General features: G+C 56.3%; 9 protein-coding genes. 2 read left to right on the top strand and 7 right to left on the bottom strand.

Features of this window, described 5'->3' with window-relative positions; translation table 11 throughout:
* The first annotated feature begins 105 nt into the window (after positions 1–105).
* Positions 106–3897: a glycosyl hydrolase gene (locus Q371_RS25205; protein ID WP_051963134.1), complete on the top strand. Its 3792-nt coding sequence runs from the start codon at positions 106–108 to the stop codon at positions 3895–3897.
* Between the two features lie 71 nt (positions 3898–3968).
* Here the strand turns inward: Q371_RS25205 and Q371_RS03145 are convergent, their stop codons facing one another.
* The 4 genes from Q371_RS03145 to Q371_RS03160 form a co-directional block, all read right to left on the bottom strand.
* On the bottom strand, positions 3969–4511 hold the full coding sequence (locus Q371_RS03145) for a GNAT family N-acetyltransferase (RefSeq protein ID WP_051963135.1): 543 nt from the start codon (positions 4509–4511) through the stop codon (positions 3969–3971).
* A gap of 329 nt (positions 4512–4840) precedes the next feature.
* On the bottom strand, positions 4841–5776 hold the full coding sequence (locus Q371_RS03150; protein ID WP_157442481.1) for a hypothetical protein: 936 nt from the start codon (positions 5774–5776) through the stop codon (positions 4841–4843).
* 201 nt (positions 5777–5977) lie between these two features.
* Positions 5978–8209 carry an ATP-binding cassette domain-containing protein gene (locus Q371_RS03155; RefSeq protein WP_034335824.1) on the bottom strand — a complete coding sequence of 744 codons (2232 nt, stop codon included), beginning with the start codon at positions 8207–8209 and terminating at the stop codon, positions 5978–5980.
* Entirely contained in the window at positions 8206–8610 is a 405-nt protein-coding gene (locus Q371_RS03160) for a VOC family protein (RefSeq protein ID WP_034335825.1), read from the bottom strand. The genes Q371_RS03155 and Q371_RS03160 overlap by 4 nt, the downstream gene beginning before the upstream one ends.
* 83 nt (positions 8611–8693) lie before the next feature.
* Here Q371_RS03160 and Q371_RS03165 point away from each other — a divergent pair, with 83 nt between their 5' ends.
* On the top strand, positions 8694–9452 hold the full coding sequence (locus tag Q371_RS03165) for a TetR/AcrR family transcriptional regulator (protein ID WP_034335828.1): 759 nt from the start codon (positions 8694–8696) through the stop codon (positions 9450–9452).
* Between the two features lie 150 nt (positions 9453–9602).
* Here the strand turns inward: Q371_RS03165 and Q371_RS03170 are convergent, their stop codons facing one another.
* The 3 genes from Q371_RS03170 to Q371_RS03180 all read right to left on the bottom strand — a co-directional run.
* Positions 9603–11246: a glycoside hydrolase family 43 protein gene (locus tag Q371_RS03170; protein ID WP_034335831.1), complete on the bottom strand. Its 1644-nt coding sequence runs from the start codon at positions 11244–11246 to the stop codon at positions 9603–9605.
* A 324-nt stretch (positions 11247–11570) separates the two neighbouring features.
* Entirely contained in the window at positions 11571–12440 is an 870-nt protein-coding gene (locus tag Q371_RS03175) for a carbohydrate ABC transporter permease (protein WP_034335833.1), read from the bottom strand.
* A gap of 3 nt (positions 12441–12443) precedes the next feature.
* The coding region (locus tag Q371_RS03180; RefSeq protein WP_157442483.1) for a carbohydrate ABC transporter permease at positions 12444–12953 on the bottom strand (510 nt) is incomplete at its 5' end.

The following is a 12953-nucleotide window of genomic DNA, read 5'->3' on the forward strand; positions in this document are numbered from 1 at the left end:
TTTTGATCTGACCCCCAACTTGCCCACCGGATGTCGCCCGGTGCTGCAAAACCTGCTTTCACACCAGAGTTTGATGTTCAGCAACCCTGCTGGACAGGAGGTTTTATGTCAAAAGGACGTTCCAACCTGCTTCTCGGCCTCACGCTTTTGCTTGCCAGCTGTGGCAATTTCAGTGCACCCCAGCCTGCTGCAGACCACGGCTACCGCCAACTGGACCTCGGGGCCACCCCACCTCCCGGAGCCAAAGGCGGACCCACCAACAGTGCAGGCGCAGTGCTCACCCCGGCATGGACCAGCAACGCTGCGGCCAAAGGCAAACCCCCGACCAACAAATTCTGGTCTTCGATCATCTTCAAGCGCAACAACGGCAACGCCTACTCGGAAAACATGTTCGCCCACCCTCTGGCCATGAAAGCCAAGAGCGGCGGACTGGAAATCAGCTACCCCACCACCATGAAAATTGTGGGTGCACCCGGCCTTGAGAAGTACGAGTACCCCTACACCCCGGACCTGACCCTCGGGGTGGTGGGCCTGAGTTCTCCAGACACCAAAACCGACGACTGGGGAGACTGGACCACCACAGCGCTCTGGAGCAACGGCAGCAACAGCCTGAAAGCCACCTTCGGTCACGGTTTGCCTTTCGTGTATGCCACCAAAACCGGAGGGGATGCCCAAATCACTTTCATTGCCACCCCCACCGTGTGGTCCGATCAGGGGAACGTCCTCGGGGTCACGGTGAACGGCAAGCACTACGGCATTTTTGCCCCCACTGGAGCCAACTGGTCGGTGAATGGGACCATCGCCACATCCAGCCTCTCTGGCAAAGACTACTACTCGGTGGCCGTGCTTCCAGACAACACCGTCGCCACCCTGAGCGAATACAAAAAATACGCCTACAACTTCGTGACCGGCAGCACCGTGAGCTGGAACTACAACGCAGCCACCGCCACCCTGACCACCACCTTCAATGTGACCACCACCGCCAAGGAAGGCACCACCACCGGAACCGTGCAGGCCCTTTACCGCCACCAGTGGATGAACTCGGCAAGCGTCAACACCCCATACACTTACGTTTCTCCCAGAGGGGAAATGAAAGTGGTCAAAGGCAGCAACAGTTTCACCACCACCCAGAAGTTTCAGGGTGTGTTGCCTTACTTCCCCGACAACGGTACCGCCAACACCCTTGACAAGACGGTGCTCGCTGGCTTCATCAATGAAGTGAACACCCCTGCCACCCTGAACCCCACCGGAGATTCCTACTGGACTGGCAAAGGGCTGGGCAAACTGGCCGAACTGGTCCCTCTGGCCGAGCAGGTGGGCAACACCACCGCCCAGAGTGCCTTTCTGGATTCCATCCAGAGGGTGCTGGAAGACTGGCTGGACGGCAAAGGCAGCAACTTCTTCTATTACAACCCCACCTGGGGAACCATCATCGGGTATCCACAGGGTTACGGCAGCGAAGAGGAACTGAACGACCACCACTTCCACTACGGTTACTTCATCAAAGCCGCTGCACTGCTGGCCACTTACCGCCCCAACTGGGTGGGTGGCACCACCCCCGGAGGCAAAACCTGGGGGGAGAGCATCAACGACCTGATCATGGACACCGCCAACTGGACCAGCAACATTTCCCAGTTCCCACGCATCCGCAACTTTGATGCTTATGCGGGGCACTCGTGGGCTTCAGGGCACTCTGGATTTGCTGCCGGAAACAATCAGGAATCTTCCAGCGAAGACATGAACTTCTCGACGGCCCTGATCAACTGGGGATCGGTGACCGGAAACAGTGCCATTCGGGACCTCGGGATCTTCCTGTACACCAACGAAACCGCAGCCATCGAGCAATACTGGTTCAACCAGAGCGGTCAGGTCTTCCCCACCGAATTCCAGAAACCCGCTGTGGGGATGGTGTGGGGCGATGGTGGAGCCTACTCGACGTGGTTCTCTCCAGAGAAAGAAATGATCCACGGCATCAATTTCCTGCCAATCACCGCAGGCAGCACCTATCTGGGTCGCAACCCCGCCTACCTGAAAACCAACTATGATTTTCTGGGCCGTGAACCCAACGCATGGAAAGACATTTTCTGGTCGGTCTACGCCATGTACGATGCTGCAGGTGCAGTCAGCAAATTCGGCGCAGGTGGCTACACCCCCGAGGAGGGAGACAGCAAAGCCCGCACCTACCAGTTCATCCACAGCCTGAATGCGATGGGTCAGGTGGACACCACCGTCACGGCCAACGTGCCCAACTACAGCGTGTTCAAGAAAGGCAACACCCGCACCTATGCGGTGTTCAACCCCGGCAGCACCAACCTGAACGTGTCTTTCAGCGATGGATTCACCCTGACGGTTCCCCCCAGGAAAGTGGTCTCCAGCAAAGGGGCCGACCCCTGCATGACCGACAAGGTGGCCCCCAGCATTCCCGGAGCCTTCATCACCCCGATTGAGAAAACCGGCAAAGCCGTGACCCTGTCGTGGCCGGTCAGCACCGACAACTGCAGCCTCGCCAAGTACGAGGTGTACATGGATGGTGCCCTGAAAGCCAGCGTGAATGCACCCACCGCCAGCACCACCATCTCTGGACTGACCCCCAGCACCACCTACCGCTTCAAAGTGCGTGCCGTGGATGCCAGCAGCAACCCCTCTGCCTTCAACACCGAAGTGGCCGTGACCACCAACGCCCCGAGCCCCTGCGACACCGACACCACCCTGCCTTCGGTGCCCGGCGTGCTCACCTCTCCCAGTCAGGGTGAAACCAGCATCAACCTTTCATGGCCGGTCAGCACCGACAACTGTGGCATGAAAGCCTACGAAATTTACATGAACGGTACCCTGAAAGCCACAGTGGCAGGCAACGTCAACACCGCCAGCATCTCGGGTTTGACCGCCAACACCAGTTACACCTTCAAAGTGCGTGCTGTGGACACCTCGGACAACCGCTCGGGTTTCAATGCAGAAGCAACCTTCAAGACCAAAGAAATCCTGATTCCTCTGCTGCCCGGCACCGTGACCAACAGCGGTGGAGCCATTGCCAACGGCACCAGCAAAACCTTCCCGGTCAACGTGTCCAGCGCAGGCACCTACCGCCTGAGCATCCAGAGCGCTGCCACCCTGAACAGCCGACTGATCAACGTGAAATTCAACAACGCCAGTTACGATCTGGCTGTGGATGCCGGTCAAACCCTGATCGTGGACTTCCCCAACGTGACAGTCGGACTGAAAGACATCGTGATCACCGCACGGATGGACGGGGTGAACATTGGGACCCTCTCGGGGCAGAACCTGTCCCAGCCTGTGGACCCCTGCCTGAACGACACCACCGCTCCCAGCGTGCCTGCCAGCCTGACTTCACCCACCAAATCCCGCACCAGCATTGACCTGGGCTGGACCGCCAGTCAGGACGATTGCGGCATCCTCAAGTACGAGGTGTACGTGGATGGGGTGCTGAAAGCCAGTCCCACCACCAACAGCGCCAGCATCACCGGACTGACCGACAACACCCTGTACAAACTGAAAGTGCGGGCCATCGACAACAAAAACAACATTTCCGCCTTCAGCCCAGAGCTGTCTGTGACCACCGGCGTACCCAACAACACCGGAGCCATCCCCGGCGTGATCAGCACCAATGTGGGTGCCATCGCCACCGGAAGCAACCAGACCTTCAACCTGACCATGGGCGCCAACGGCAACGTGCGCTTCCTGATCACCTCCAACAGCACCGCGCCCAGCTTTGGATTCACCATCAATTTCAACGGTGTGGGTGTGCCCCTCTCGATTGGCGCAGGTCAAACCATTCAGGTGGACTTTGCCAACGTGACTTCAGGCAGCAAGACCCTCACCCTCACCGCCAACACCAGCGGGGTGTCCATCGGCAAACTGGAAGCCGTGACCTACTGACCTTTCACCCTCCCTCCATTCCCTGAAACACTCCCCCTCTGGCGGCAACCGAGGGGGAGTTTGTGTTCAGTTCACCACACGTCACCAGAGCGAAAATCGCAAATCAGCATGTGGGATGGGTCCTCTGGAAAAGCTGGATAAACCATCACCCCGCCTTCTTCTTCGGGGGTGCGTTCAATTCCCTGAAAAGACAGCACCCCCAGCTCTCCGGGCCAGACCTGCCACCCGGTTTGCAGGTACAAACCAAAACCTTCGTCGCTGGCCCCCAGAGCGCCAAAATCGTAAGCCCTCTGGATGAGGTGGTTCACCTGTGCCATCATCTGTCGTCCGATGCCCTGACGCTGAAACTGTGGATGCACGGCCATGGCCTCCAGATACCCGACCCGGAAAGCTTTTTCTGAGATGTAAAGCTGGCGCTGCACCACCGCAGCATGCCCGACCAGTTGGTTTTCATGGCGCACCAGAATGTGGACGCCACCCAACGCATGGTCCCAGTCCTCATCTGCGAAGTCTTCTTCGTAGACCAGAGACAGAAAATCACGCAACTGCAAAAGAAAATCGCTGGAGAGTTGCGAAGTGTGCAGGGTTTCAAAATGCAAATCTGTAGGGGTCATGTTTTCCTCTTTTCAGGCCCCAAGGGGGCACAATCAGGCTTAAGGGTTGTTCCGGTCCAGTTGAGGATTAAACCCCTCTGGAGGAGACAAACCTGTGTGACAGCCCGATTTCAGAGGCTCTGGAGGTCACCAGGGAGGAAAGGCCATGAAAACAGTTTAGCAGGCAGAATGCACAAAACAGAACGGTTGGATGCAAGCTTCATCGTCTGCGGGTGCTTCAAGTGTTTTTTCTTCCAATGCTACACTTCACAGGCGTTTTTCAGTCGATGGCTTGAGATGCTGGCTGTATCACAACAACAGGTCCAGACACCATCAAATTTGCCCTCCATTCATTGCTGGCGGCGGTAAACACGCAAACTTCCATCTGCAAGAACGAGGTACATTTTGCCATCTGCCAGAAAATCAATGGAGGAAATGGCCCGGGCTTCTTTTGTTTTCTGCAAAACTTTGCCTTGCTGGTCCAGGATCATGAACTCTCCAGAGTAACCCGTTGCCACGATTTCATTTTTGGGGGTCAGTTTGAGGGAATACAAACAGAAATCCAGAGTCAGACGGCTCAGTTTACCTGATTTGATGTCGTACTTGCCCAAGTAGCATTTTTTGAGCTCACTGTATGCGAAGTACAATGCATTGGCTGCCGGGTTCACGAGCGTTGCCCGCAAGTTGCTGACATTTTCAGCCACAACCTTGGAAGTGCTTTTTGCCAGATTCACTGAAACAAGGTTCGACCTGATGTCTCTGTAGTAGATGTTTGTACCGTCTGTGTCCAGATAATCGTTGAAGCCATCCTTGCCTGAAATCAAAAGCACAGGATTGTTGATTCCCACTTCTGTGTACAAAATGTTGGTCTTGCCATCTGTATAGAATATTTTGTTGGCTTCTGAACTGTAAGCCAGCATCTCATCACGGCACTCATCGTTGGTTCCAGTGGCAATTTCTTTATTGATCGGTTGACCCAATTGCTTCAGGTCATAAAAGCCAAATTTCCATTCTCTGACATAAAATTGATGGTCATTGATAAATTTAAAATCACAGGCGTGATGTTCAAAGACAAATGTTTTTTCGAGGGTGTTTTTCTCAGCATCATACATGTACATGGTTCTGCCTTCAGGGTCATTGGGAATGAAATACAATTTGTTCCCCACGGGTTCTGCAGGGATGCATGCAGGCGAAAAATCACAATCGGAATCGCGCACCGGAGAAGGAATCCCCTTTTCTGGTACATACAGGTCTTTTGCAAATGCCATGCTTGAAAAAGCCACCATTGCCAGCAGGATGTTGAAGACAGACATCCCAGAAATATAACACAAACAGCAAACTCAAATTTTCCGCCAAACCATGCAGGGCAGGGTCCAGAGCCCATGCAGATGGAAGAACAACAGCGAGAGAGACACGCATTGCAGTTGAAGCCTCTCATCCTTTGAGGCAGAGGGCACAAGAGAGGCGTCAACCGCAAAGCGACCTGATCAGAGGTGTTTGCCTGTGATGGAACGGGATTCTTCTTTCAGAAAAACGGGTGGACCGCTGTACAGGATTTCGCCACCAGCATGGCCACTCTCTGGCCCGAGGTCAATCACCCAGTCGGCCTGACGGATCACGTCCAGATGGTGCTCGATCAGGACCACGGTGTTTCCGCTGTCCACCAGACGGTCGATGATGCGCATCAGCAAGGCGATGTCTGAGAGGTGCAGTCCGGTGGTGGGTTCGTCCATCACGTAAATGCTGCCCTGCTTGTGCAATTCGGTGGCCAGTTTGAGCCGTTGCCCTTCTCCTCCAGAGAGGGTGGACAGAGGCTGACCCAGTTTCAGGTAGGACAGACCCACATCAAACATGGCTTGCAGCACTGCTTTGATTTTCTTCTCTGTGAAAAAGTCCAGCGCTTCTTCCACGGTCAGGTCCAGCACGTCGCTGATGTTTTTGCCGCGCAGGGTGTGCACCAGAACCTCTGGTCGGTACCTTTTGCCTTCGCACACCTCGCAGGGGGAGGTGAAGCCTTCCATGAAGGCCAGATCGGTGTACACCACACCCAGACCGTTGCAGTTGGGGCAGCTTCCTTCCGAATTGAAACTGAACAGCGAGGGGTTCACATCGCTGGCTCTGGCAAAAACTTTGCGGATCTCGTCCATGATGCCGGTGTAGGTGGCCGGGGCAGATCGGCTGTTCGCGCCCACCCTGGACTGGTCGATCACCACAGCATCCGGGTGTTGCTGCACGAATGCTCCGTGGATCAGGGTGCTTTTCCCAGAGCCGGCCACCCCGCTCACCACCGTCAAGACACCCGTGGGCACATCCACCGAAACATTTTTGAGGTTGTGCAGATTGGCCCCATGCACCTTCAGCCAACCCGAGGGGGTCCGCACCTGCGTTTTGATGGGGAGGTGGTGCTTCAAAAACCGTCCGGTGAGGGTGTCGGCGTCCAGCAAGTCTGCATGGGTGCCCTGAAAGACGATTTCTCCGCCGTGGGTTCCGGCTCTGGGACCCATGTCCACCACAAAATCGGCAATGGCGATCACATCCGGGTCGTGTTCAACCACCAGAACCGTGTTGCCTTTGTCCCTGAGTTTTTGCAGCAGGCCGTTCAGTCTTCCGACATCTCTGGCATGCAGACCCACGCTGGGTTCATCGAGAATGTACAGCATGCCGGTCAGGCTGTTCCCAAGGTGCCGGATCATTTTCAGCCTCTGGGATTCTCCGCCCGAGAGGGTCAGGGTGGGCCTGCTCAGGCTGAGGTATCCGAGGCCAATGTCCACCATGTGCCCGAGCCTTTCGATCAGGGCATCGGCCACCCGTCGGGTCTGGTGGTCGGGGAGGTCTTGCAGGAACTGGATCAGGTCGCGCACCTCCAGATCCGAGAGTTCAGCGATGTTTTTGCCTCCGATGCGGGATTGCAGGCTTTCCTGATTGAGCCTTGCCCCATGACACAGGGGGCACACCTGAGAGGTGGTGAAGGCCTCAAAGACCTTGCGGTTGCGGTCCGACATTGCCCCACTGTCTTTTTTGATCCACATGCGGGTGAAGCGCACCACCAGACCTTCGTACTGGCTGCTCATTTCTCCGAAAGAGACTTTGCCTTCGGTGCCATGCAGCAGGGTGTGCATTTCCTCTGGCGAATAATCCTGCAAGGGCTTGTCGTTGTCAAAGAAGTTCGAGAGGGAGTACATCTTCCACATCCACTTGCCGGGTTTGAACTCGGGGTGCAGAATTGCACCGTCATTCAGGGATTTGCTGGGGTCCAGAAAGCGGTCGAGGTCCAGTTGCACCGTCTGTCCGATGCCCTCACACTCTGGACACATGCCCTGAGGGGTGTTGAAGGAGAACTGAAAAGCCGCACCCACATGGGGAACGCCAGCCCGAGAAAAAAGCAGTCGCAACACCGCAGCAATGTCCGTGTAGGTGCCAACCGTGGAGCGGGACCCTCCGCCCACCCGTTTTTGATCAATGATGATGGGTGCCCCGAGGTGCTCGATGCGGTCCACATCGGGCTGTCCGTAGTGGGGCAAGAACCCCTGCACAAAAGCTGTAAAGGTTTCGTTGAGTTGACGCTGGGCTTCGGCAGCGATGGTGTCAAACACCAGAGAGGATTTCCCTGACCCCGAAACCCCGGTGAACACCGTGATTTTGCCTCTGGGGATCTGCAAGGAGATGTTTTTGAGGTTGTGCTCTCTGGCCCCCTGAATTTCAATGAAAGGATGGTTCATGGGTGGACCTCCTGAATGGGGTCTTCCATCCATTGCACCAACTGGTACAGGATGCCGTTGGGGTCACAGGTCTGAAAATACCGCTCACCCCAGCTTTCCGTTTCGATGGGTGTGACGATGGGGGCACCTTCCTGTTGCAGCCTCTGGTATTCCTGATCGATGTTGTCCACGACGAACACCACCAGCAAACCTTCTCTGGCACTTCCGGCGTGGCTTGTGGGCTTGAAGGTGGACAGCCCAGTTTGCAGGTAGATCAGGTTGAAAGGAACATCTGGACGCTGAAGGGAAACCATGGACTCAAAAGCCATTTCCTGCTGGAATCCGAAGTGCTGTTCGACAAATTGGGCAGACTGCTGGGGATCCGGGACGTTCAGGGACAGGGCAGAGCGGGTCACGTTCATGAAACCTCCTGAGGGCATGGTGCACCCCTGTGATCGTACACAGTACCGTACACTGTACGACAGAAATGTGCTAAAGTCAACGCATGGCCGAACGTTTCGATCCAGCCCACACCCTCACCTTGCTGTGGGGCACCCACAACCGGTCAGGACGCTCCGGGCTCAGCCTGAAAACCATCGTGCAGGCTGCACTCTCTCTGGCCGACACCGAAGGCCTGTCTTCCCTGTCCATGCGCAAGGTCGCCGAACAGCTGCAAGTCGGCACGATGTCCCTCTACACCCACGTTCCAAGCAAAACCGTCCTGATCGAACTGATGGTGGACACCGTTTATGCAGGTCTGTACAGCAGTCCAGAGGAAGCCACCCAGCAACCCGGTGGTTGGCGGGCAGGCCTGACCTTCATTGCCTTCCAGAACTGGGAACTGTTCAAACAGCACCCATGGATGCTGGACCTCTCAGGACAGCGACCCGTGCTTGGACCCCATGCCACCCTCAAATACGAAACCGAACTCCGGCCTCTGGACGGCATCGGCCTGACGGATCTGGAAATGGACACCTCGTTGCAGCTTCTGCTGACCCACACAGAAGGCAGTGCCAGACTGTCTCTGAGACAGACCCGGGCCATTCAAGACAGTGGCCTCACCGATCTGGAATGGTGGACGATGCAGGCTCCCCTGCTGGAACGCGTGATGGACAGTCGGCGCTTTCCAGTGGCTTCTCGGGTGGGTCAAGCTGCGGGAGAAATCCACAACGCACCATTCAACCCCGAGCATCACCTGCAGTTTGGTCTGGAACGGATTCTGGATGGCATAGAAAGCTTGCTCGCAGAACGAAAAACAACGTGAGGCCATGCACCCGAAGATGCATCTTTGAACCCTCAAAACCACTTCAAACCAAAAAAAAGGCTGCCAGAGCAGCCCTCTTGATCATCGATTTTGAAGTTCACAGCAGACTTTTGAGGGGAAACCTCTTCCTGCCCACTGTCTCCTGTCCACTCAAGAAACCGTGGCCTCCAGAGCCGTTTCTCCCTGAATCCCAGTTTCAGGGAACTCCTGATAACTGAAAAAATCAAAGTCTGCAACAGCACGCTGACCGCTCATGTCGTGGCAGGACAGGGCAATGAAGGTGCCAGTGAAGCACAGCCCTCCGCAGTATTCATCGGAGAGTTTGAAGCTCTGGAAGTCGTGCTCGATTTTTTGCCAATCTGAGCCGTCCAGACTGTACTCAAACCAGAAGCGCTCATGCTCGAAAGTCAGGCCCAGATGGACTTTTGCGCTGCTCAGGGGGATGCACACTGGGATTTCACTGTAACGGCCATTGTCGCACTGGCTGAGCTTCAGGACGCGCCCGAGGTCTTCGTCAAAGGTCACCTGCAAGAACACCCAGTTGTTGGTGTTGTAGTAGCCAGACAGTCCGGCCATCTGCTGGAAGTTCTCTGGATCGAATTCCACACTGGTGCGGGCTGTGGCATTGAAAGCCTGCAAACGGCGACCCAAAAGGCTCTGACGGTGCACCGAGACCATGCTTTCCTGTCCGGTCAGGCGCAGGTGTCCGGGTCTGGCCTGCAAACTGGCCCAGTTTTCCTGCACTGGAACGCGCAGAGACTGCCAGTGGATGCCCAGAGTTTCCCCATCAAAATCATCCTGTACCTGCTCCTCTGGCCAAGGGTGGGCTGGGAGGTTCACCTGCACGGTGGCTTGTGGGTAATTGCCACCCACCACGTAGGGCCATTCACCCTCTTTCCATTCCACTTTCTGCAAGGAGGTTTCCCGTCCAAGGTTGCAGTAGCGGGCTGGGGCCTCGGGGCCTTCCAGAGGCCGACCTCCCAGATGGGCGAGGTACCACTGTCCGTCGGGGGTGTCCACCAGAGAACCGTGTCCGGCTTTCTGCACCAGCAGTTCGGTGCGTCCATAAGCGGTCAGGAAGGGGTTTTCAGGGTGAACTTCGTATGGACCGTTGAGGTCTCTGGAGCGTGCGAGGGTCACGGCATGCTCGTACATGGTGCCCCCCTCTGCGGTCAGGAGGTAGTACCAGCCGTCTTTTTTGTAGATGTGTGGGCCTTCGGTGACTTTCAGGTCGGTGCCATAAAAGATCACCTGTGGCTTCCCGATCAGCTTTTGCTGCTCTGGGCTGTACTCCTGAAGCACAATGCCCGAGAATCGGTTCTTGTTGTCCCGGTGGTCCCAGCGCATGTTGACCAGCCATTTTCTGCCGTCATCGTCGTGAAAGAGGCTCGGGTCAAAACCGCTGCTGTTCAGGTAAATGGGCTCGCTCCATGGACCTTCAATGGTGGGAGCGGTCACCAGATAATTGTGGGTGTCTTTGAACGGACTGTCGGGCTTCCAGTGCTTCACGTCGGTGTAAATCAGGTGAAACTGCTGCCCGTCATGGGTCAGGCAGGGTGCCCAGATCCCGCCACTGTCGGTGTTGCCCAGCATGTCCAACTGGGAAGTGCGGGTGAGGGGACGTGGGAGCAGCCTCCAGTTCACCAGATCCCGGGAATGGTGGATTTGCACGCCGGGAAACCACTCGAAGGTGGAGGTGGCGATGTAGTAATCCTCTCCAACACGCAGGATGCTCGGGTCTGGATTGAAGCCTCTCAGGATCGGATTGTGCAGGGTGAGGGGTGGTGTGGTCATGGTTTGGGGTTCCTTTCAGGGGAGAAGATGGAGGGGAATTTGAGGAAGAGGAAGGGTTTGCGTCTTGCTGAGGGCCATGTAGGGGCTAGGTGTGCCTTGCCCTATTGCCGAGAGCCGAGAGCCGAGAGCCGAGAGCCGAGAGCCGAGAGCCGAGAGCCGAGAGCCGAGAGCCGAGAGCATCGTGTGATGCGTGGCAGAGATGGTCAAGGGGATCTGTAGGGGCGAGGCATGCCTCGCCCTGAATGCATTCGCCAAAGCCTTTTTTGCCCTCGGCCCTCGGCCCTCGGCAATTGGACAAGGCATGCTTGGCCCTACAATGCCCCATTACCCTTTCACGGCACCAGCGGTGATGCCAGCGACAAGTTGACGGGAAGTGAAGAAGAACATCACCAAGAGAGGCAAGGTGGTGATCGAAGCCCCCAGCATCATCGCACCCCACTCCACCGTCGAAACCCCCTGAAGACTCCGCAGGATCAACGGCAAAGTGAATGTCTCACTCTCTCTGAGCAGCACCAGAGCGCCCAAAAAGCTGTTCCAGGAGCCAATGAAGGTGGTCAGGCCCAGAGTTGCCAGCATGGGGGTGAGGAGGGGCAGCACCACATTCCAGTAAATCCGGAATTCACTGCACCCATCAATTCGGGCGGCTTCCATGAGTTCTTTGGGGATCGAGGAGGCGATGTACTGGCGCATCATGAAGATGCCCACTGCACTGGCGGCACCGGGGATGTACAGGGCTTTGGGATCACCGGCCCAACCGATCTGGTTCATGATGATCACGAAGGGAACCAGTCCCAAAGTGCCGGGGATCATCATGGTGGCAATCAGCATGCCCCACATGCCGTTTTTGCCTTTGAAGTCGTACATGGCGAAAGCGTAACCCCCCAGAGAGCAGAAGAAGAGGGTGAGGGCGACGCTCATGAGGGAGAGGTAGGTGCTGTTCCAGAAGGCCCGCCAGAAGTTGGTTTTGTCGATGAGGATCTGGAAGTTGAGGGGGGTGTCTGCGCCGAACCACACGTGGACGGGCAGCTGGAACATGGTTTCTTTGCTGTACGTGGCGAACACGAACATGAAGTACAAAGGGAACATCGTGAAAATCGCCAGCAGCAACAGCACCACGTTCAGGGCAATTTTGCTTCCCAGGTAACGCTGGGACAACGAACGGACTTTGTCGGGTTTTTGCAGGGTGACGCTCATGGGTTAAGCCTCCGCTCTGGCAGCTTTGCCGAAGATCAGGTTGTTCAGCAGGGTGATGGCCAGAATGATCAGGAACAGCACCCAAGCGGTCGCAGCACCCGCGCCGGTGTCATTCAGCACGAACGCATTGCGGTACAGGTAAAGCCCGATGGTCTGCGCACTGTTGTCTTCCCCTCCGGCAGGAGGACCGGCGTACAGGATGAACACTTCATCGAACAGGTTCAGGTTCCCGATGATGGTTCCGGTCACGGCGAAGTACGCCATGGGTTTGAGGAGGGGCAGGGAGATGTACCAGAACTGCTGCCATTTGCTGGCCCCATCGACCTCGGCGGCTTCGTAGACGTCAGAGGAGATGGTTTGCAGTCCAGCCATGTACAGGATCATGTTGTAACCGAAGTAACGCCAGAACACCAGGAGGCAGACCAGAGGTTTGGTGTATTCCTTTTCGTAGAGCCACTTGATGTAGTTTTCGCCGGTTTTGTCAGGGATGAGCCAGTCGAAGAGGGGGAACTG

This window comes from Deinococcus misasensis DSM 22328 (assembly GCF_000745915.1).
In the GTDB taxonomy this organism is placed as follows: domain Bacteria; phylum Deinococcota; class Deinococci; order Deinococcales; family Deinococcaceae; genus Deinococcus_C; species Deinococcus_C misasensis.

Coding starts and splice junctions, on each gene's coding strand:
- Q371_RS25205 (WP_051963134.1), top strand. CDS start 106: ATGTCAAAAGGACGTTCCAACCTGCTTCTCGGCCTCACGCTTTTGCTT.
- Q371_RS03145 (WP_051963135.1), bottom strand. CDS start 4,511: ATGACCCCTACAGATTTGCATTTTGAAACCCTGCACACTTCGCAACTC.
- Q371_RS03150 (WP_157442481.1), bottom strand. CDS start 5,776: ATGGTGGCTTTTTCAAGCATGGCATTTGCAAAAGACCTGTATGTACCA.
- Q371_RS03155 (WP_034335824.1), bottom strand. CDS start 8,209: ATGAACCATCCTTTCATTGAAATTCAGGGGGCCAGAGAGCACAACCTC.
- Q371_RS03160 (WP_034335825.1), bottom strand. CDS start 8,610: ATGAACGTGACCCGCTCTGCCCTGTCCCTGAACGTCCCGGATCCCCAG.
- Q371_RS03165 (WP_034335828.1), top strand. CDS start 8,694: ATGGCCGAACGTTTCGATCCAGCCCACACCCTCACCTTGCTGTGGGGC.
- Q371_RS03170 (WP_034335831.1), bottom strand. CDS start 11,246: ATGACCACACCACCCCTCACCCTGCACAATCCGATCCTGAGAGGCTTC.
- Q371_RS03175 (WP_034335833.1), bottom strand. CDS start 12,440: ATGAGCGTCACCCTGCAAAAACCCGACAAAGTCCGTTCGTTGTCCCAG.